Here is a 20,495-nt window from a genome sequence, read left to right as displayed (position 1 = left end):
ACGGACCTCCATTACTGGTGGGAGTTAAAGCCCACCCGATGATTTTTTTCGTGTTTGGAGCGCTCCAGCCGTTCCTTGCAGAACACCCAGAAATTCTGCGCCCCGGCGGCAAGCCCCAGACCCACAGCGGGCAAAAACAGCCATTCCGGCCAGCCCCAGTGCTCCACAGCCCACCAGCATCCGGCAAGGCAGAGCACCAGCGGCAGCAGCATATTCAGTCCCAGCTGGGTCAGCCAGACCAGATCCTCTAAAGCTTTATACCAGCCCTTCAAGTCCTGCGCCGCTCCTTTCTGCGGGTGCTGCCTGTATTCCAGTATCTGGAAGTCTTGCCAGAGATGGACAGGCAACCAAAAAGTCTATGCCCTCAGTATACTTCAAAACGTTGGATATTGCAATCAATTCTCCACCGAAATATAGTGAAATTTCATAGTTTGTTCAGACTGATTTCACGGGTGTGCGCCGATAGCACACATTGTACGCCTGCGGACACATCATTGCACAAACTTTGCGGAAAAGTTTGTGCAGAATGTAAAAAAGCGGAAAAAGAAGCAAAAAAGGGGCTGCCGCACGTTTGTGCGGCAGCCCCGGCGGGTGCTTTGGGATTCAGGCGCTTACCAGAGGTTTGCGGTCTCGTTGTACAGACCCTCGTAGCTCTTGGCGGAAACGTCCCAGCTGAAATCGCACTCCATGCAGTGACGCACGAGGTTCTTCCAGTTTTCCTTGTTGTTGTAGGCATCCTGTGCGTTGCAGCAGGCCACATACAGCTCGTGGGCGTTGTAACCGGCAAAGGTAAAGCCGTTGCCGTCACCCATGGTGCTGTCGTGGATGGAGTCGCGCAGGCCGCCGGTCTCGCGGACGATGGGAGGTGTGCCGTAGCGGCAGGCCACCATCTGTGCCAGACCGCAGGGCTCGCTCTTGGAGGGCATGATGAAGGCGTCGGCACCGGCGTAGATCTCCTGCGAGAGCTTGGGCTCAAAGCCGATGTAGGTGCCTACGCGGCCCGGGTGACGGCCGCACAGGTCAGAGAAGAAGCTCTCGTACTGGCTCTCGCCGCTGCCCAGAATGACCAGCTGGATGCCGCGGTCCACCAGACCGTCAGCGATGCTCTGCACGAGGTCAAAGCCCTTCATGCCCACCATGCGGCTGACCATGCCAAAGACGGGACTGCCGTCTTTGTTCAGACCAAACCTGTCCTGCAAAGCTTCCTTGCACTTGGCCTTGCCGGTCTCAAAGGTCTTGATGTTGTAATTGAAGGGGATGTTCTTGTCGGTAGCGGGGTCGTTGGCGTCCATATCGATGCCGTTCAGGATGCCGCACAGCTTGTACTGTTTTTCACGCAGCAGAGCGTCCAGACCGTAGCTGAACCACGGGTCCAAAATCTCCTGTGCGTAGGTAGGGCTGACGGTGGTGATCTTGTCGGCGGTCTCGAAGGCGCCCTTCATGAAGTTGGCGCAGCCGTCGTACTCCACGATATGCTGGTCCCGGTGGCCGATGCCGCAGGTATCCTCCAGAATATCGGTGCCGTACTTGCCCTGATAGGCAATGTTGTGGATGGTGAACACGGTCTTGATGCGGTTGAACTTGTCCAGATGACGATAGTACAGGTTCAGGTACACCGGCACCAGAGCGGTCTGCCAGTCGTTGCAGTTGATGATATCGGGGGTGAAGTCGATGTAGAACAAGGTCTCCAGCACGGCGCGGGAGAAGAAGGCGAAGCGCTCGCCGTCATCGTAGAAGCCGTACAGGCCGCGGCGCTTGAAGTAATACTCGTTGTCCAGGAAGTAGTAGGTCACGCCGTCCACATCGGCCTTGAACAGGCCGCAGTACTGGCTGCGCCAGCCCACAGGCACGGAGTAGTTGGTAACGTATTCCAGCTTATCGCGGTACTTCAAATCGCCGTACAGGGGCATGATGACGCGGGCGTCCACGCCGTCCTTGACCAGTGCTTTGGGCAGGGCACCTGCCACATCGGCCAGACCGCCGGATTTGGCAAAGGGATTGGCTTCCGAAGCAGCATACAGGATCTTCATAGGATTCGCTCCTTCCATGATACAGGCAGATGTTCGCGCTCCCCGCCGCCATGAAAAGCGGCGCGAACCTTGCATACAAAAGAGCAGGCGGGGGCACACAGGTGCCCCCGCCCCTCTCAAGAGGGGCTACCGGGGAGGAAGCCGCCCCTATGGATATTGCATCGATCAGACGGTGTGGTTCTTCTGGACGTAGACCGGGAAGCTCTCGGTGCCGGACAGCTTTTTGCCGGCGGTGATCTTCACGTTCTTATCGGTGACAACGCAGTCCAGCTCCACGTTGGGCTCGACCACGGTATCCTGCATCAGGACACAGTTCTTGACCACAGCACCCTTCTTGACCTTGACGCCGCGGAAGAGCACGCAGTTCTCCACGGTGCCTTCGATGACGCAGCCGTCGGCCAGAATGGAATCCACGACCTTGGAGCCGGTGACGTAACGGGTGGGGTTATCATCGCGGATCTTGGTGTAGATGGGGCTGCCCTTGGGGAACAGTGCTTCCAGATTGCGGTCATCGATCAGCTTCAGGTTCTCGTCAAAGTAGCTCTTCATGTCGCAGACGTGAGCCACATAGCCGGTGTACTCCAGCGCATGGATGTTCAGGATGTTGACATTGTGTGCCAGAATGTCGCGCTCGAAGTAGATCAGGCCGCGGGCGGTAGCGTCCTTGACCAGCTTGATCAGGGTCTCGCGCTCCAGCACATAGATGTTCAGATCCAGATTCTGCACGCCGGAACGGTAGTCGTTGAACAGCAGCTCGGTCACGCGGCCATCAGCATCAATGGTCAGGGTGTAGTTGTCGTTCTTGCGGCCCTCGGGGATCTCGGTTTTTTGATAGGCCACGGTCACATCGGCACCGCTGGCCTGATGAGCAGCCAGCAGGGCGTTGAAGTCGTAGTTGACGGCGATGTTGGCATCGCTCATGACCACATACTTCTCCTTCTGGTGCTCGAGGAAGCTCAGAATGGAGCCCAGCGCCTCCACACGGCCGGAGTAGATGCGCACACCCTTTTCTGCAAAGGGAGGCACGATGTTCAGACCGCCGTGACGGCGGGCCATATCCCACTCGCGGCCGGTGCCCAGATGATCCATCAGGGAGTGGTAGTTTTTACGCACCACGATGGAAACGTTGGAAATGCCGCAGTTGGCCATGCTGGACAGCACAAAGTCTACCATGCGGTAACGGCCCGCAAAGGGGATCGAGGCCATTGCGCGCTCGGTCACCAGCTCGGGAACGGTATTGTCATAGCTGTTGGGGAAAATGATACCCAACGCATTGGTGTTCTGTCTCAGCATACTTCCACACCCTCCTTGACGGATTCAAACACTTTTGCGCCCTCCTTGACGGTAGCGCCTGCGCCGATGGTCAGACCGGTGCCAACGTGGGCAATAGCGCCCTCGCCGCCGACCTTTGCACCTGCGCCCACAACAACGTCCTCAGCAAGGATGCAGCGCTTGACCACGGCACCTGCCTTGACCACGACACCATCCATCAGCACGGCGTCCTCAACGGTAGCGCCCTCTTCCACAACGACGCCTGCGCTCAGGACAGAGTGCTTGACGTTGCCGTAGATCTTGCAGCCCTCGGTGATGAGGGAGTCCTGCACAACGGCGCGCTCGCCGATCTTCTGGGCGGGCAGCACGGGGTTACGGCTGTAGATCTTCCAGGTCTTATCAAAGATATCAATGCCGGAGTTCTCGGGGTCCAGCACTTCCATGTTGGCTTCCCACAGGCTGTCGATAGTGCCCACGTCGCGCCAGTAACCGGCAAAGCGGTAAGCGTACATCTTGCGGCCGTCACGCAGCAGGGCGGGGATGATGTTCATGCCGAAGTCGTTCTTGGAGTTGGGGTCAGCCTCGTCCTCGATCAGATACTTCTTGAGCACATCCCAGTTGAAGATGTAGATGCCCATAGATGCCAGATTGGACTTGGGCACCGGGGGCTTCTCCTGGAACTCGGTGATGCGGTCGGTCTCGTCCGCCACCATCAGACCGAAGCGGGAAGCTTCCTTCCAGTCCACTTCCATAACGGCCACAGAGAACTCTGCGCCCTTTTCCTTGTGGAAGCGCAGGAAGTCGGCGTAGTCCTGCTTGCAGATCTGGTCGCCGGACAGGATGATGACGTACTCGGGATCATAGCTGTCGATGAAGCCGATGTTCTGGTAGATGGCGTTTGCAGTGCCCTTGTACCAGTCGGTGCCGTTTGCCTGCTCGTAAGGGGGCAGGGTGTGCACACCGCCGTGCAGACGGTCCAGATCCCAGGGCTGACCGTTACCGATGTACTCGTTCAGCTTCTGGGGCTGGTATTGCGTTGCGATACCAACGGTGTCGATATCGGAGTTGACGCAGTTGGACAGCGGGAAGTCCACGATGCGGTACTTACCGCCGAAGGACACCGCAGGTTTTGCCGTCTTTTGTGTCAGCGCGTATAAGCGCGAGCCACGTCCACCGGCAAGGATCATTGCCACGATTTCTTTTGCCATAGCTTTATTCTCCCCTTTAGCATTTCCTTTTTGGAAATGATAGTCAACAGATCAGAATGTTCGTGCGTGCATCCGTGTGGGCATCCTTACTCCTTGGGTGCTTTTGCTTTGCGGGTGCGCTTTGCGGGTTTGGTTTCTGCTTCGGTCTCAGGTTTTGCTTTTGCCGCGGTCTTTGCCTTGGCGGCGGTTTTCTTTACCGGCTTGTCCGCTGCGGCCTTGGGCTTGGCAGCGGTCTTTTTGGCTTTTTCCGGCTTTTCATCCGCCGGTTCGGCGGCCTTGGCCTTGGTGGTGCGGGTCTTTTTTACCGGCTTGTCGGCGTCCGGCTCGGCTTTGGCCTTGCGGGTCGTCTTTTTTACCGCCTTTTCCACGGCGCCCTTGACGGTGGATTTTTTGGCGGTCTTTTTTGCCGGTTTGTCCGTGCTGTCTTCTGCTGCCTTGCGGGTGCGCTTTGTGGGCACCTCAAAGTACAGGGTGCTCATGGGCGGCAGGGTAACGGTGATGCTCTGCTCAAAGCCGTGCTGCGGCTTTTTGTGGGTACGCACCGGCTTGTTGTGCACAGTGCCGGAGCCGCCGAAAGTGGCATCGTCGCTGTTCAGGATCTCCTTGTAGGTGCCGGACACCGGTGCACCGAGGGTGTAGCCCTCACGCAGGACGGGGTTGAAGTTGCAGATGACAAGGATCTGCTTACCGGCGGCATCCTTGCGCAGGAAGGCGATGACGCTCTGCTGCGAGTCGTCCGGTACGATCCACTGGAAGCCTTCCCAGCTGTAATCGATCTGCCAGAGGGCAGGGTGCTCTTTATAAAAGGCGTTCAGGGTGCGGACGTAGTTCTGCAGCTCGGCGTGCTTGTCGTAATCCAGCAGCATCCAGTCCAGCTGCTTTGTCTCGTTCCACTCGGCAAACTGACCGAACTCCTGTCCCATGAACAGCAGCTTCTTGCCGGGGTGTGCCATCATGTAGCCGAAGAAGGTGCGCAGATTGGCAAACTTGTCGTCATACTCGCCGGGCATCTTGTTCAGCAGGCTGCCCTTGCCGTGCACGACCTCATCGTGGCTGATGGGCAGGACAAAGTTCTCACTGAAAGCGTAGAAGAAGCTGAAGGTCACCTTGTTGTGGTTGCCGGAGCGGAACAGCGGGTCGGTCTTCATGTAGCTGAGCATATCGTTCATCCAGCCCATGTTCCACTTGAAGTTGAAGCCTAAACCGCCGTCCGAAGCGGGCTTTGTGACCATAGGCCACGCGGTGGACTCCTCGGCGATCATGTACTTGTGGGGGTGACGGCCCAGCACGGTGTTGTTCAGCTTGCGCAGGAAGGCGATAGCTTCCAGATTCTCCTTGCCGCCGTCCTTATTGGGCTCCCATTCGCCCTGCTTGCGGTTGTAGTCCAGATACAGCATGGAGGCCACGGCATCCACGCGCAGACCGTCGATGTGGTACTGCTCCAGCCAGTACAGTGCGCTGGAAATGAGGAAGCTCTGCACCTCGTTGCGGCCAAAATCGAACACCATGGTGCCCCACTCCTTGTGCTCGCCGCGCTTGGGGTTGGGGTCTTCGTAGCAGGCCTCGCCGTCAAAATTGTACAGGCCGAACTGGTCTTTGGGGAAGTGGGCGGGCACCCAGTCCATGATGACGCCAATGCCTGCGGCGTGCATCTTATCCACGAAGGCCATAAAGTCCTTGGGGGTGCCGTAGCGGCTGGTGGGTGCAAAATAGCCGGTGACCTGATAGCCCCAGCTGCCGTCAAACGGATATTCCATCACCGGCAGCAGCTCTACATGGGTATAACCCATATCCTTGATGTACGGGATCAGCTCGTCCGCCAGCTCGGAGTAGTTGTAGGGCTTGCCGCCCTCCTTCATCTTCCAGCTGCCGGCGTGCATCTCGTAGATATTCATCGGGCCGTTGATCACGTCCGCCTTTTTCTGTGCGGCCTGCCATGCGGCGTCGTGCCATGCAAAGCCGGACAGATCGTAGACTTTGCTGCCATTGGACGGCCGGGTCTCGGCGTGGAAGGCGTAAGGATCGGCCTTGTAGACAAGGTCGCCTGCGCGGGTGGTCACGCAATATTTATAAACATCGTATTCCTTCATGCCGGGAATGAACAATTCCCACACGGAATCGCCATCAACCTTGCGCATGGGATGGCTGCCGGGCTTCCAGCTGTTAAAGTCGCCTACCACACTGATGGCTGCGGCGTGCGGTGCCCATACACGGAACACGACGCCGGACTCTCCGACCCGCGTTTCCAGATGTGCGCCGAAGTAGCGATAAGCCTCGCAGTTATTGCCCTGCTTGAACAGGTACACCGGCAGATCCGATGTATTGCTCTGAATCTTTTCTTCGGTCGGTTTCATAGACTGCTCCTCCCCGTGTGGAAGCCGAAAGCGGCTTCCACAGCTTTGTACTCTTTTATATTAAAAGGTTTTGACCAGATTTGCAAGACTTTTTGTCCAAAATTCAAATACAATTACCACAAATTTTCTGGACTTCTCTGTATGTTGTGGGCATACCATCCAAAATTTGCAGCTCGACATCGTGTAAACTGCTCATTTGCCAAACGGTTCCGGCGAAAGCGTTGCGAAAAAGAGGAAAGGGTTTCGGCCAGAGCCCCTTCCTGTGAAAATGGAGCACCGGAACGTCCGCAGACGCTCCGGTGCTCCGAAATAAAAAAGTTTTTCCGCTCACATCAAAAGAGACCGCTGCACAGTTTGTACAGCGGTCTCTTTGCGTGGTTATTCTGTTTTGTTTACGGCTCAGCCCACAACGTAGACGTTGACCTGAATGGCGCCGTTGATGACGCTTTCGGCGTAGGTCTCGTAGAACAGGTCTACAAGGATCTGCCCCTTCTGGACGGCGATGCCGGTGTCGGTGGCTACGGCGTAGCCGTAGACGAACTTGCCGTCGGTGGAGGTGATGTAGAGCTTGGTGCCGTAGGGGATCACGTCCGGGTCCACAGCCACGGTGCCGTAGCCCAGACCCAGACCGGAAGAGCCCTTGCCGGTACGGGAATAGTAGCCGGTGGCCTTGCCGGTAAGCACCTTGCTATAAGAGGTGGGGGCGTTGGTGGTGCCGTCCGCACCGGTCAGGGGGGACACCGGCGCGCCTGCGCCGTAGGTCTTGATGACGTGGTCGGTGGGCTCCACCGTGGTGGTGGTATCCACAACGGTGCTGTTCTCCAGCTCGCCGTCCACATAGCGGTCGCGGGTGGTCACGGTCTGCTGACCGGCTGCACCGTGCTGCAGGGTGGTGGTGCGGCCGGTGTTGCGGAAGTACAGGCTGGTGTAGACATACTGGGTGTCGTAGGGGATGGCCTGGGTCTCCACACGCTCAGCGTAGTCTACGCGATGGACCACGATCTGGCTGCCGGCGGTCACAACATGATCCAGCGCAGGCTCGGTGTAGTCGTCCCCTTCAAGGGTGATACCGGCGCGCTCCAGTGCATCGGCAACAGTGCCGAACACCAGTTTGACCGGGTACTCCTGCCCGTCGGCGGTGATGCTGACGGAGAATGCGCGCTCGATGTTCAGGGAGGCAAGATTGCCGCTGAACGCGGTGTAGTAGACCTCATCGCCCTCTTCAGAGCGGATGCCGGAAAGGTGCATGACCTGTGCGGGGGAAGCATCGGCATCGGTCACAAGGACCTGCCGTGCACCATTGGAGTCGGTGACGTAGGTCAGCCGCAGATTTGCAGCGGTGACGCCAAGAGTAGCCACAAGACATACCACCATGACACAAAATGCCAGCACACGGGGAGATACTGCCTGCTTTGCGGCAGTAACTGCTTTCTTCAATTTAACGGAAGCGATACGAGACAACTCCTCTCTTTGTCGTATTTGGCGCGGCTGCGGATGCTGCATCGGCACCCCGACCGCCCGGACTGCGGCGGCTGGGGATATAAGCGCCGCACAGTCAAATACGATGCTCTCTTTGGGTAAAAAGCGGAGCATCGTATTACAGGTTGGAATCCGCTTCGGGCAGACCACAAAACTGCCCAGACACGGGCCGCATCTGCCCGTGCCGTGCCGTACGCAGGACGGCTTTTTACTTCATCCAGATAGAATTTAAACGCTGCAACGTTCGTTGCACAAACGTTATTTTACCAGACCGTAAAGCATCTGTCAAATTTGCATCATGTGCTTTGTTAGATTTGTAACATTATTTTTTGTGCAATTTTCACAGTGTTTTCTTTGATATTTTGGTTTTTAGGTAGTTTCCATCTGATTTTTTCCTTTTTTCTGCGGGTGATTCGTTCATGAATTTTTAACATTTGCATCGGCTTTTTTCCCTGCAAATAAGGCCGCAGCGGCGGCCGCTGCGCCCAAAACAAGCTGCCCCACATCGCGGGTTTTGCATAGAAAACCTGCAAGGGAATTACCCGCTTCCGGCAGGGGAAAACGGCCTGTATTTGCGGTGCAAAAACCCCGTTTAGCAAAATGCCGAAGAGCAGAAAATTTCACATTTTCTGTACACTCTGGATAGTTTTGCACCTCCAGCGGTACAATCGGGACAGCAAACAGAAAAGGAGGTTTTGCATGGAGATCGAGATCCTTAAGCAGCAGTGCGGCGGCACCGAATTTGTGCCCCAGCCGCACCGGCTGCACCTTGGCGCACAGAACGCCGAGGGGGTGGACCGGCTGCAGTTCATCCTGCCCGCAGCGTGGGCGGGGTGCACCATGGCGCTGTATCTGCGCCGCAGTGATGGGGTGCAGCTGGCGGCTATTCCGCTGGACACCGATGGCAGCGTGACGGTGGACCGCCGCCTGACCGGCAGCGTGCGGGGACAGTGGATGCTGGCCGCCATGGGCAGCGGCGGCTACACCGCCTACACCCGCCCCGGCAGTTACGATGTGTACGCCACCCTGCCTACGGACGGCGGCAGCGAGGAGCTGCCGCCCTCGGTGTACGAGCAGTTCGTGGCCCGCGTGCTGGAAAGCGCCCGCGCCGCAGCGGAGAGCGCCCGCCGCGCCGAGAACGGCGCAGCAGACACCGCCGTACAGGCGGCGCTGGCGCAAAAGGCGGCGGACAAAATTCTGGCCGACCGCACCGATGCCGATGCCTGCGCAAAGCGGGCGGAGGACGCCGCGCTGCGTGCCGAGAGCTACGCGCCCAAGGACGGCACCGTGCTGAGCGTGAACAGCAAGGGCGGCGCGGTGCATTTGGACGCACAGGATGTGGCGGCGGTGCCGCTCCCGGTGCAGCCTTTGCCCGGCGAGGTGGTGCGCATCCTCAGTGTGGATACCGCCACCGGCGCGGTACAGACCGACACCACCCCGCTGCCGGACCTGCGCCCCTATGTGCGCAGCGAGACCGTGCCCACAGCAGCCGTGCCCGGCGCAGTACGGGCGAACGGGCAGTACGGTGTTGCGGTGCGGGCAGATGCTACCCTGACCACCGTGCCCGCCACGGCGGCACAGCTGGACCGCATGACCGAGGCCTACGCGCCCCTGACCCCGGCGCTGCTGCCCTACGGCGTAAAAAAAGCGCTGACCAGTGCCGCCGGGGCAGCAAGCTGGTCGGCGCAGGAAAAGGCGGCAGTGCTGCTGCAGCTGGGTGCAGATGACCGGTTTTATTCCAAGGCGGAGGCAGACCGGAAATTCAGCACGGGCTACACACTGCCGTGTGCTACCGCAGCCGTGCTGGGCGGCGTAAAGCCCGGGCGGGGGTTGACCGTGAGCGCGGACGGCACGCTGGAAATGACAGCGGAAAACATTGACACGGTGCTGGGTTTTAGCCTGACCGAAAAACTGAAACGACTGGAAAGGATGATGGACATGGACGGAAAGCTGGTATACACCGGTGCGGGCACTGCGGGCAAGGCCGCAACGAGCCTGACTGTGCCGGAGACGGTGGATTACATTGTGGTGCGGATGGTGGCACCCACGGCAGAAAACAGCACGAACCCGGTCGCCGCTGCTGCGGAGTACGGCAGCACCCGCATTGTGCGGGGCGGCACGGCGGTGGCCATGGTGGGCGGTGTAAGCTATGACTTCAGCAACGGCGTCAAGTGCAGCGGTGCAGCGCCTGTGCGGATGAGCTTTGCAGACAGCGGCGTGCTGAGTATCGGCGTTGTGAGAACGGACTCGAGCCTCAGCTTTGAGTACCCCTTCAACGTAGAGGGTTACCAGTATGTGTAAGGGTGGGGTGCAGCATGAATGAGATGACCATCCGGCTGGAGCGCAACGGTGCGGCAGCAGTGCCCGGCGGGCAGCTGCTGCTGGGTTACGCGGGCAACCGGGGCAACTACCGGCTGCGCATTGAGCAGCGGGGCGAGTGGAAGGGGCTGACGGTATGCGCCCACTGGCACACCCCCGGTGCAAGCGCGGCCACGCTGGTGGAAAACGGTGTGCTGACCGTTCCGGCGGCGGTAACAGCAGTGCCCGGCACGGGCTGCATCACCTTTGAGGGTACGGACGGCAGCCGTACTGTGACCAGCGCCGATGTGCGGTGCAAGGTATGCGCCAACAGCGGCACGGCGGAGGGCACGATGCCTGCACCGGACACCCCGGCGTGGGAAGCGCTGGTAGGGCTGCTGGGAACCGGCGGTATTACCACCGCGGAAAAGCGGGAACTGCTGGCAATCCTGCGGCTTCTGGCGGCGGGCAATGATGCAGCCATGACCGCCTATGACCGCTTGGCGGCGCTGTGGAGCGCCCCACAGCCGGAAAAGCCGGAAAACAAGATGACTGCCCGGCTGAGCCTTGCGGTGCTGGGCAGAATGATCCTTGGAAGGAGTTAATATGAGCTACGTAAAACAGAATTTTGTGGACGGCCAGACTCTGACGGCTGCCCACCTGAACCACATGGAAGCGGGCATTGCGGCAACCACGGGGGTGAAGGGCGAGAAAGGCGACCCGGGCCCGGCGGGTCCGGCAGGCCCGAAGGGCGATAAGGGCGACCCGGGCGAGGGAGTGAGTGAAATTGCGAAAGAGCTGCTGCTGAACCTGTTTGAGAATGCAGCCTACAAAACCAGCGATGCACAAGATACCCTGAATGCCTTGCGTGTAGAGTGGGGCAGAAGTGCACAGGATATTCCGGTGCAGAGCGTGAGCCTGAGCAGCAGCACCCTGACCCTGAACGAGGGCGAAAGCAAGACCCTGACGGCTACCGTGCTGCCCGCAAACGCCACCAGCCATGTAGTGGTGTGGCGCGTTGCACCTGCCGGGTTTGTCACGGTGGCAAACGGCGTGGTGACGGGCATCAAAGCGGGCAACTGTACCGTGACTGCCACCGCAGGCGGCAAGAGTGCAAGCTGTACGGTGACGGTGGCAGAGGTGGAGACGGCGCAGCTGCTCTACGACCTGCCCGGTGAAACGGCACTGACAAAGGGCATTGATACCGGCGTAAAGATGCTGGAGCACGCGGGCACTGAGACACCGCAGTACACCATTTTGCTGGATGCAAAGGCCAGCGACAGCTTTAACGACAAAGCATGGATCGTGTTTGTGCACTGCATGACCGAGACCGGCGATAACTTCAATCTGCCGGGTATCAACATCAATCTGAACCCCAACAACGGCACCACCAGTATTGCTTATTACGACTATTGCGACGTGACGCTATCGGACAGCGTTGCACACCTCAAGACCCGCACACGGTACGTGATCCAGCTGGACGGCCAGAAGTATCGCGGCGGCAGCACCCATTGCACGCTGAGTGGCTGGAAGGTAACCAAACATACCCTTACGGACGTGCCGGAGAGCCTGCTGATCGGTGGTGCTCCGGGCACGAATGGCGGCGAGATGACCCGCTGCTGGGACGGCACACTGTACCAGTGTAAGGTGTACAAAGGACTGCTGAGCGATACGAAGATCAACAAGTTCATTCAGGAGGGCACGGTATGATCTATGATGTACATGGTGATCCCCTCGGTACAGCAAGCGGCAACGTGCTGTACGGGAAGAAATATGTGGCCTGCGGAGACAGTTTTACCGCAGGCGACGCGACCGGTTACACGGATGCTGCCGGCAACACCGGCACGAACTCGGATTTTTACGACCAGAAGCTGAAAGCATGGAAAACATACCCGTGGTGGATCGCAAAGCGCAACGACATGACGCTGGTGAACGAGGCTGTGAGCGGCTCTGTGTTCACCAATATCACCGGGCGGCTTTTGCCGTTCTCGGTGGAGCGGTACAAGGCCGTACCGAAGGATGCGGACTACATCACCCTGATGTTCGGCCTGAACGAGTGTGAGCCGGACACGGCACAGGGCTTTGACCCGACCGCCATTGTCGGCACTAAAACAGATACCACCAACGCAACGGTGTGGGGCGCGTACAATATCGTTTTTGAGTATCTGATGAAGAACATTCCCTACGCGAAGCTGGGCGTGATCCTTGCGGACGGATGGATGAGTGCAGCCTACCGGACAACGGTGAAGGAGATCTGCGCCTACTGGGGTGTACCGGTACTGGACCTGAACGACGCGCAGCACCCGCTGCTGCTGACCGCACACAGCGCAGGACGCGCGGACGCCAGCCCTACGGCAAAGCAGCTGCGCAACGATGCCTTTCAACTTGCCCTCTACAACGGCCATCCGGGTCTGCGGGCGCATGAGTACCGCAGCACCATCATTGAGAACTGGATGCGGGGACTGTGATGCGGAAAGGAGGCAGAGAGATGATCCGACAATATAGCCTTGCAAGGGACGGAGAACGCCGCCTTGCACCGGACTTTAAGGTGCGGGAGCTGCGCTGCCGGGACGGCAGCGACACCGTTATGGTGGACGATGCGCTGATGCTGCTGCTCCAGTGCATCCGGGAGCACTTTGGCAAGGCGGTGACCATTACCAGCGGCTACCGCACGGCAGCGCACAACGCGGCCGTGGGCGGCGCCAAGAGCAGCCAGCACCTGCTGGGCCGGGCGGCAGACATCCGGGTACAGGGCGTGAGCGTGGAGGACGTAGCCGCCTACGCCGAAAGCCTGATGCCGGACTGGGGCGGCGTTGGCCGCTACCCGATGAAGGCGGGCAGAGCCACCGGCTGGGTGCACGTGGATACCCGGGCAGACAAAGCCCGGTGGAGGGGGTGAGCGCGATGACAAGCATCATTTCAGCCATCATCGCAGGTGCGGTGACCCTGATCGGCGTGCTGATCGCCAACGGAAAAAGCCAAGCGGTGACCGACACAAAGCTGGAGGAACTGACCCGGGAGGTGCGGGAGCATAACAACTTTGCCCGCCGCGTACCCATTTTAGAAGAACAGATGAAGGTGGCCAACCACCGCATCGCAGATTTAGAGAAAGAGAGGAACTGAACCTATGAACGATACCCATTGCAAAATTTCTGCTGCTACGCTGGCGCGCACGGCTGCGCTGGCGCTGGCACTGACCAATCAGGTACTGAGCGCCTGCGGCAAGCCTGTGCTGCCCATCGAGAGCTCCACCGTGGAACAGTTGGTGACCACCGGCCTGACCGTGACCGCCGCCCTTGTGAACTGGTGGAAGAATAACTCCTTTACCCCGGAGGCCATCAAGGCCGATGGCTATCTGGAACAGCTGCGGGAGAAAAAGTAAAGGCTGCCGGGCAGACGGGACGATATTTTTGTGAATAGGGCAATGCCGGAGCGTCCTCAGACGCTCCGGCATTGCATTTTCACAGGGAGGATATTGGAGCCGTTCCCAACAAAAAACTCCCCCGGCAGTTGCCGGAGGAGCATTCATTTTTCTATTCTAAACACGGATGCGCCGCCCTGACATGGTGCGCGGCCGGTCTTACTTCAGGAACTTTGCCACGGCGCGGGCGACGATGCCGCCCAGAATGCCGGACACCAGAAATTCGGCAACGCCCTGCACGCCGACCAGCAGCACAACGAACATGAAGGGGTTGGCAGCGCCCTTGACGGACACCAGATTCTGCACATAGTCGCAGCCGTAGAAAGCCAGCACGATGTAGCCCATGAAGAACAGGGTGTTCAGGGCGGGTGCGGTCATGGCGCTGACGATGTAGCTCCAGGTGCGGGACTTATCCAGCTTCTGCAGGCCCTTGAAGATCAGGCCGCAGCACAAACCCATGAGCATACGCATACCCACGCACAGGATAAAGGTGTTCAGCGGGCTGACCTGAAACAGTGCGCCGGTCATGGCAGAGGCACCGGTGATGGCATCGTAGAAGCTCACAGCGCCGAACACGCCGCCCAGCAGGGCACCCACGGCGGGGCCCATGGTGATAGCGCCCACAGCGATGGGCAGGGTGAGGAAGCTCATGTACAGCGGGCCCATGGGCACACTGCCCAGACCGACAAGCTTCATCACCAGTTCAATGGCCACCAGCAGGGCCACACGAGTCAGAGTCTTGGTATTGGTATTCTTCATAATTCAGTTTTCCTCCTGCTGCCGTTCCGCCCTTTTTGTCGGATACGGCGCAAACCTGCCCGCTCTGTGCGGGTTTTAGGTGATTATTCAAATCTCTTGGAAGCGCGTAGTTGTCAGGGCGTGTTCCAGAGAAAAATGCGTTAAAATCTGTCACCGGGGAAGCGCACCCCGGCGCTGCGGCGCGCCACCGTGAGTACCCGGCTCACCGCGATGCTGGTATCCAGCATGCGGGCGCACAGCTCCTGATCTCCGGCGGTCATGGCGCGGTAAAAGGCCTCGAACTCTGCCGCCTGCCGGGGACGGTCCCCGTTCAGGTTGTAGTGCTCCTCCTTGCCCTCGTTGGGGTGGAAGGTCACGCCGCCGCAGTAGTTCGGGGTGGATTTTTGCAGAATGTAGCCCTTTGTGCCCTGAATGATGCAGCGGGCAGGGGCTGCGCAGTCCTTGGCGGCAAGGCTTACCGCCTTGAAGCCGCTGTAATCCATCATCAGCACACCGCTGGTGTCGATGTTGCGCTCCATGTTGGCGGCATACACCGCCTTGTTGGGCTCACCGAACAGACCTACGATGTAGCTGACGTTGTACACGCCCAAGTCCATCAGTGCGCCGCCCGCGCACAGCGGGTCGAACACCGGCGGGGTCTGCCCGGCACAAAAGGCGTCGTACCGGCTGGAATACTGGCTGAAGCTGCACTGTACCATGCGCACTGTACCCACCCGGGGCAGCAGCTCCCGGAGCTTTGCGTAGTTGGGCTGGTACTGGGTGGTCATAGCCTCAAAGAGGAATAGCCGCTTGCGCTGTGCCAGCGCAGCCAGCTCCTCGGTCTCGGCGGCGGTCACCGCCATGGGCTTTTCCACAATGACGTGCTTGCCCGCCTCCAGTGCCACCCGGGCGTAGCGGGCGTGCTGCAAGTTGGGCACGGCGATGTAGACCGCGTCCACCCATTGCAGCAGCTCAAAATAATTGGTGGTGTGCTGTGGGATCTGATATTGCGCACACAGCTCTGCGGCTTTTGCCGCCGAGCGTGGGGTGCTGCACACCGCCTGCACAGTAAACGGCGTGTGCTCCACAAGCCATGGCAAAAATTCCTGCACGATCTTACCCGTGCCAAGAATGCCCAGTTTCATAATGCTCTCCCTTATCCTCTTGTTCCCTCAGCCTACCAGCGTCTCCGGCTCGCGGCGGGTGCGGCGGTTGGGGTACGGGTGCTTTGCCCGGGGGCGTCTCTGTTGACCGTAGTGCCTGCCGCCGCCATGGCTGTGGCTGTGCTCCTGCGGGGCGTTCAGCTGGTACAGCAGTGCCAGCCCCTTCATCAGCAGCTCCGGGTCATAGGCCAGGGGGTGGCGGCACAGCGGGGTGACGTACTTTGCCAGCCCGCCGGTGACCACCAGCGTGGCCGGGCTGCCCAATTCCTCTTCAATGCGCTGCACCATGCCGTCAATGAGCACGGCGGTGCCCAGCACCGAGCCGGACAGCATACAGCTTTCGGTATTGGTGCCGATGGCTTTTTTCGGGGAGCCCAGATGCACCTGCGGCAGCTGGGCACAGCGCTCGCCCAGTGCGCGCAGCCCGGTGGAAAGGCCGGGGCAGATCACGCCGCCCCGGAATACCCGGTCTTTGTCCACCACATTAAAGGTGGTGGCGGTGCCAAGGTCTACCGTGACGACCGGCAGCGGAAAGTTTGCCGCCGCGTAGGCGGCATCCACCAGCCGGTCCTTGCCCACGGCGCGGGGCTCGTCCACCCCCATGGTCAGCCCGGTGCGGATGTCCGGCGAAACGATGACCGGCTTTTTGCCGGTGTAGTGACGGGCGCACTCGGCCAGTGCCCCGGTGATCTGGGGCACTACGCTGGTGAGCACCGCACCCTCAAAGCGCATGGGACGCTCCGGGTGGCGGCGGTGCGCAAAAATTTTATCCATCTCGGCACGATATTCCGCAGCCGTGCGGGTGCGCACCGTGTCCATGCGCGCCACAAAGCATACACGTCCGTCCCGGATGCCCCCAAGGGCGACGGTGGTGTTGCCTATATCAATGGCTAAGATCATAATTCTGTTTTCCTTTTCAAAGTAAAAGAAAAGAACCGGTTTGCTCTTTGTCAAGCGTATTTTACCGCATTTTTGCGCAGGATACAAGTTCCCGGCAAAGATTTTGTTGTGCTGGTGGAAGTTTTGCATTATACTAAGGTAAGATATGTGGAAAAGAACTGTTTTTCCGGGAGGTAAACGAACCATGGATCTGAACGGCAAGTGCGTCCTGCTGGGCGTGAGCGGCGGCATTGCCGCCTATAAGATGGCCAACGTGGCCAGTGCACTGCGCAAGCTGGGGGCGGATGTGGAGGTCATCATGACCCAGAACGCCACCCAGTTCATCACCCCTCTCACCTTTGAGACCCTGACTGGCCACAAGTGCATGGTGGACACCTTTGACCGGGATTTCAAGTTTGAGGTCACCCACATCTCGCTGGCAAAAAAGGCGGATGTGATCCTTGTAGCCCCCGCCACCGCCAACGTCATTGCCAAAATGGCGCACGGCATTGCGGACGATATGCTTACCACCGTGGTGCTGGCCGCCAAATGCCCCAAGCTGGTAGCCCCCGCCATGAACACCGGGATGCTGGAAAACCCCATCACGCAGGATAACCTTGCCACGCTGGAGCGGTACGGCTTTACCGTCATCCCCTCCGAAAGCGGCGTGCTGGCCTGCAAGGATGTGGGCAGCGGACGCCTGCCCAAGGAAGAAGTGCTGCTGGAGCACATCCTGCACACCATCGCCCGCCCGAAGGATCTGGCAGGGCTGCGCATCGCGGTGACTGCCGGCCCTACGCAGGAGGCGCTGGACCCGGTGCGCTACCTGACCAACCACTCCACCGGCAAGATGGGCTACGCCCTTGCCCGCGCCGCCGCCATGCGGGGCGCCGAAGTGACCCTGATCCACGGGCAGACCGCGCTGCCGCCGGTCAAGTTCACCACCGATGTGCCGGTGACCACCGCCCGGCAGATGTACGAGGCGGTGACTGACCGCTTTGACACCACTGATGTGCTCATCATGGCCGCTGCCGTGGCAGACTACCGCCCCGCCACTGTGGCAGATGACAAGATCAAAAAGAAGGAAGGCGACCTTTCCATCCCCGTGGAGCGCACCGAGGATATCCTTGGCACCATCGGCCCCCGCAAGACCCACCAGTTCCTGTGCGGCTTTTCCATGGAGACCCGGGATCTTGTGGAAAACTCCTCCGCGAAGCTTGCCAAGAAAAATCTGGACATGGTGGTGGCAAACAACCTCAAGGTGGCCGGTGCAGGCTTTGGGGTGGACACCAACGTGGTCACCTTCATCACCCCGGACGGCACCCGGGAGCTGCCTTTGATGAGCAAGGCAGACGTGGCCGATGCCATTCTGGACGAGATCCTGCGGCGGCGGGCAAAGTAATACTGCTGGGATTTTGTTGTACACATATCACAAAATTCACAAAAAAATTATGGTTCTTTCCGAAAATTCGGCCTTACCTGTTTATTTTATGCTGCAAAAATTATATAATAAGAGTGTGTCCCCATATTTGGAAGGAATCGGTCTGCGCTGCAGCCGTTAATATTTGGAGGAGAGCCTTACTATGTTCATGTACTCGGATTATAGCCAGCATCTGCTGGACCATGTAAAGAAGATCCATTTTATCGGCTGCGGCGGCAGCGGAATGTACCCGCTGATCCAGATCTTGGCCGCCAAGGGCTACGAGCTGTCCGGCAGCGATGTGCTGGACGGCAGCATCATCCGCTACGAGCGGGAGATGGGCGTGAAGGTCAGCCTTGGCCACAATGCGGATAACGTTGTTGGTGCGGACATGGTGGTGTACTCTGCCGCCATCTCCAAGGATAACGTGGAGCTGAATGCAGCTGCCTCCTATGGCATCCCCACCGTGGAGCGCAGCGTGCTGCTGGGCTATGTGAGCCGCCTGTACAAGCAGAGCATCTGCGTGTCCGGCACCCACGGCAAGACCACCACCACCTCCATGATTACCACTGCGCTGGAACTGGCAGGGCGCGACCCCTCTGCCGTCATCGGCGGCAAGCTGCCCCTCATCAACGGCTACGGCAAGGCCGGCAAGGGCGATGATATCGTTATTGAGGCCTGCGAGTTTGCCGAGACCTTCCTGAAGCTGACCCCTTACCTGTCCGTGGTGCTGAACATCGACAACGACCATCTGGATTACTACGGCAGCATGGGCGAGCTGAAGTTCGCCTTCAAGCGCTTTGCCCTGATGACCCAGTTTATGATCTTTGCCAACGCCGATGATAAGAACACCATGGACGTGATGTACACGCTGGACCGCCGGGTGCGCACCTTTGCCATCGACAACCACGCCGACTACCGCGCTATCAACATCAACGAGTATAAGCCCGGCTTCTTCGAGTTCAACCTGAAGGAGTGGAATACGACCGACACCACCCGCATCCGCCTGTCTGTGCCCGGCCGCCACAATATTTATAATGCACTGGCCATGTGCGCCGTGTGCCGCTTTGTGGGCCTGAGCGCAGAGCAGTGCGCCGAGGCTGCCCTGAACTTCAAGGGCGCAGGCCGCCGCTTTGAGGTGTACGGCGAGTGCAACGGTGCGCTGGTCATCGACGACTACGCCCACCACCCCACCGAACTGCGCGCCACCCTGAACACCGCCAAGGAGATGGGCTACAAGCGCCTGATCGCCGTCCACCAGCCGTTTACATACAGCCGCACCAAGATGCTGTTCAACGACTTTGTGGATGTGCTCAAGATCCCGGACATCACGGTGCTGACCCCCATCATGGGCAGCCGCGAGCCCAACGACCCTACCATTACCAGCGCAAAGCTGGCAGCACAGATCCCCGGCTCCGTGCTGGTGAACAGCCTGCAGGAAGCCGCCGACTGGGTCAAGCAGAACGCCCAGCCCGGCGATCTGGTCATCACCCTCGGCTGCGGCGATATCTATAAAGCCAGCAAGATGATGGTGGAAAAGGATCAGTAATTTTATCTAAAAAAGGACACCGGACAGCCCGCAGGCTATCCGGTGTCCTTTTTTAGATACAGCAGCTGCTGTCAGGTGTCATCGTAATGTCCGCGGCAGGAAACGATAAACACAATGCCGTTTTCTTCGTAGTAAACGATGCGGTTCACATCGTCGATACGGCGGCTCCACCAGCCGCTGAGCGTACCGCGCAGCGGTTCCGGCTTGCCGATGCCGTCAAAGGCGTTGCGGGCGATATCCTTGATCAGCGCGTTGATGCGTTTCAGCGTCTTTTTGTCCTGCATCTGCCAATAAAGGTAATCTTCCCATGCGCGATCCTCCCACAGCAGCCGCATCAGGCTTCCTCAATGAGATCATGCGGGGCAAAATGCGCCTTGCCGCTGCGCACATCCCGCATGATGCCTTCCAGATAACGCTGATTGGCAGAGGAATAAAAGGGGTCTGCGGTCAGCTCGAACGGAATGCGCTTTTCCCGGGCGCAGGCCTTGAGAAAGATCGTGATAGCCGTGTTCATGCTCAGACCGATTTCGTCAAAGGTCTGTTCCGCTTCATGCTTCACGGCATCATCCACGCGTACACTGATCTGTGCCATATCCAGCACCTCCTTCTTTCTTTGATTTTATCACAAGAGAAAGCAAAATGCAATCAAAATGCTTTCTTTTTATTGTATGCTTTTCACCCTGA

Annotated in this window: 21 protein-coding genes; 9 read left to right on the top strand and 12 right to left on the bottom strand. The window is 59.0% G+C overall.

Annotation, left to right across the window (positions count from 1 at the left end; translation table 11 throughout):
• Positions 1-11: 11 nt before the first annotated feature.
• From WMO44_RS07860 to WMO44_RS07830, 7 genes are all read right to left on the bottom strand, one after another.
• Entirely contained in the window at positions 12-272 is a 261-nt protein-coding gene (locus WMO44_RS07860; protein WP_172679811.1) for an AtpZ/AtpI family protein, read from the bottom strand.
• Between the two features lie 339 nt (positions 273-611).
• Positions 612-2,030 (bottom strand): glycogen synthase GlgA, encoded by a 1,419-nt coding sequence (glgA, locus tag WMO44_RS07855; RefSeq protein ID WP_349152252.1) that lies wholly within the window; start codon positions 2,028-2,030, stop codon positions 612-614.
• 165 nt (positions 2,031-2,195) lie between these two features.
• Positions 2,196-3,323, bottom strand: coding sequence for a glucose-1-phosphate adenylyltransferase subunit GlgD (glgD, locus tag WMO44_RS07850; RefSeq protein ID WP_055186789.1), 1,128 nt, complete (start codon positions 3,321-3,323; stop codon positions 2,196-2,198).
• Positions 3,317-4,510 (bottom strand): glucose-1-phosphate adenylyltransferase, encoded by a 1,194-nt coding sequence (locus WMO44_RS07845; RefSeq protein ID WP_005921531.1) that lies wholly within the window; start codon positions 4,508-4,510, stop codon positions 3,317-3,319. Before WMO44_RS07845 ends, glgD begins: the two co-directional genes overlap by 7 nt.
• An 86-nt stretch (positions 4,511-4,596) precedes the next feature.
• The gene (glgB, locus tag WMO44_RS07840) at positions 4,597-6,864 is read right to left on the bottom strand and encodes a 1,4-alpha-glucan branching protein GlgB (RefSeq protein WP_349152251.1); all 2,268 of its coding nucleotides are present in this window, start codon (positions 6,862-6,864) and stop codon (positions 4,597-4,599) included.
• Positions 6,865-7,263: 399 nt separating this feature from the next.
• Positions 7,264-8,256, bottom strand: a complete 993-nt coding sequence (locus WMO44_RS07835; RefSeq protein ID WP_349152250.1) for a resuscitation-promoting factor — start codon at positions 8,254-8,256, stop codon at positions 7,264-7,266.
• A 395-nt stretch (positions 8,257-8,651) separates the two neighbouring features.
• The gene (locus WMO44_RS07830; RefSeq protein WP_349152249.1) at positions 8,652-8,876 is read right to left on the bottom strand and encodes a hypothetical protein; all 225 of its coding nucleotides are present in this window, start codon (positions 8,874-8,876) and stop codon (positions 8,652-8,654) included.
• A 166-nt stretch (positions 8,877-9,042) separates the two neighbouring features.
• Between WMO44_RS07830 and WMO44_RS07825 the strand changes: the two genes are divergently transcribed.
• The 7 genes from WMO44_RS07825 to WMO44_RS07795 are packed head-to-tail and all read left to right on the top strand — an operon-like array spanning position 9,043 to position 14,023.
• Positions 9,043-10,644 carry a hypothetical protein gene (locus WMO44_RS07825; RefSeq protein WP_349152248.1) on the top strand — a complete coding sequence of 534 codons (1,602 nt, stop codon included), beginning with the start codon at positions 9,043-9,045 and terminating at the stop codon, positions 10,642-10,644.
• Positions 10,645-10,658: 14 nt separating this feature from the next.
• Positions 10,659-11,246: a hypothetical protein gene (locus tag WMO44_RS07820; protein ID WP_349152247.1), complete on the top strand. Its 588-nt coding sequence runs from the start codon at positions 10,659-10,661 to the stop codon at positions 11,244-11,246.
• 1 nt (position 11,247) lies between these two features.
• A complete protein-coding gene (locus WMO44_RS07815) occupies positions 11,248-12,351 on the top strand; it encodes an Ig-like domain-containing protein (RefSeq protein ID WP_349152246.1) in 1,104 nt (367 codons plus the stop codon).
• The gene (locus WMO44_RS07810; RefSeq protein ID WP_349152245.1) at positions 12,348-13,109 is read left to right on the top strand and encodes a GDSL-type esterase/lipase family protein; all 762 of its coding nucleotides are present in this window, start codon (positions 12,348-12,350) and stop codon (positions 13,107-13,109) included. The genes WMO44_RS07815 and WMO44_RS07810 overlap by 4 nt, the downstream gene beginning before the upstream one ends.
• 20 nt (positions 13,110-13,129) lie before the next feature.
• Positions 13,130-13,540, top strand: a complete 411-nt coding sequence (locus WMO44_RS07805; protein WP_349152244.1) for a YcbK family protein — start codon at positions 13,130-13,132, stop codon at positions 13,538-13,540.
• A 5-nt stretch (positions 13,541-13,545) separates the two neighbouring features.
• Positions 13,546-13,764: a hypothetical protein gene (locus WMO44_RS07800; RefSeq protein WP_055186805.1), complete on the top strand. Its 219-nt coding sequence runs from the start codon at positions 13,546-13,548 to the stop codon at positions 13,762-13,764.
• Between the two features lie 4 nt (positions 13,765-13,768).
• Entirely contained in the window at positions 13,769-14,023 is a 255-nt protein-coding gene (locus tag WMO44_RS07795) for a phage holin (RefSeq protein ID WP_349152243.1), read from the top strand.
• A gap of 198 nt (positions 14,024-14,221) precedes the next feature.
• Here WMO44_RS07795 and WMO44_RS07790 read toward each other — a convergent pair whose 3' ends face one another.
• The 3 genes from WMO44_RS07790 to WMO44_RS07780 form a co-directional block, all read right to left on the bottom strand.
• Positions 14,222-14,821 (bottom strand): ECF transporter S component, encoded by a 600-nt coding sequence (locus WMO44_RS07790; protein WP_349152242.1) that lies wholly within the window; start codon positions 14,819-14,821, stop codon positions 14,222-14,224.
• Positions 14,822-14,961: 140 nt separating this feature from the next.
• The gene (locus WMO44_RS07785) at positions 14,962-15,945 is read right to left on the bottom strand and encodes a Gfo/Idh/MocA family protein (protein ID WP_005921556.1); all 984 of its coding nucleotides are present in this window, start codon (positions 15,943-15,945) and stop codon (positions 14,962-14,964) included.
• A gap of 27 nt (positions 15,946-15,972) precedes the next feature.
• Positions 15,973-16,863 (bottom strand): type III pantothenate kinase, encoded by an 891-nt coding sequence (locus WMO44_RS07780; RefSeq protein WP_349152241.1) that lies wholly within the window; start codon positions 16,861-16,863, stop codon positions 15,973-15,975.
• Between the two features lie 184 nt (positions 16,864-17,047).
• On the opposite strand from WMO44_RS07780, the gene coaBC reads away from it, so the two are divergent.
• Entirely contained in the window at positions 17,048-18,244 is a 1,197-nt protein-coding gene (gene coaBC, locus WMO44_RS07775) for a bifunctional phosphopantothenoylcysteine decarboxylase/phosphopantothenate--cysteine ligase CoaBC (RefSeq protein ID WP_349152240.1), read from the top strand.
• 181 nt (positions 18,245-18,425) lie between these two features.
• Positions 18,426-19,811, top strand: a complete 1,386-nt coding sequence (murC, locus tag WMO44_RS07770) for a UDP-N-acetylmuramate--L-alanine ligase (protein WP_349152239.1) — start codon at positions 18,426-18,428, stop codon at positions 19,809-19,811.
• Between the two features lie 71 nt (positions 19,812-19,882).
• Here the strand turns inward: murC and WMO44_RS07765 are convergent, their stop codons facing one another.
• Both WMO44_RS07765 and WMO44_RS07760 read right to left on the bottom strand, forming a co-directional pair.
• On the bottom strand, positions 19,883-20,146 hold the full coding sequence (locus tag WMO44_RS07765) for a Txe/YoeB family addiction module toxin (protein WP_097778442.1): 264 nt from the start codon (positions 20,144-20,146) through the stop codon (positions 19,883-19,885).
• A complete protein-coding gene (locus tag WMO44_RS07760) occupies positions 20,146-20,403 on the bottom strand; it encodes a type II toxin-antitoxin system RelB/DinJ family antitoxin (protein ID WP_112090901.1) in 258 nt (85 codons plus the stop codon). The genes WMO44_RS07765 and WMO44_RS07760 overlap by 1 nt, the downstream gene beginning before the upstream one ends.
• Positions 20,404-20,495: the final 92 nt, after the last annotated feature.

Source organism: Faecalibacterium tardum, assembly GCF_040096515.1.
Taxonomy (GTDB): Bacteria; Bacillota; Clostridia; order Oscillospirales; family Ruminococcaceae; genus Faecalibacterium; species Faecalibacterium tardum.
This window is presented reverse-complemented; position numbering and strand designations above follow the sequence as displayed.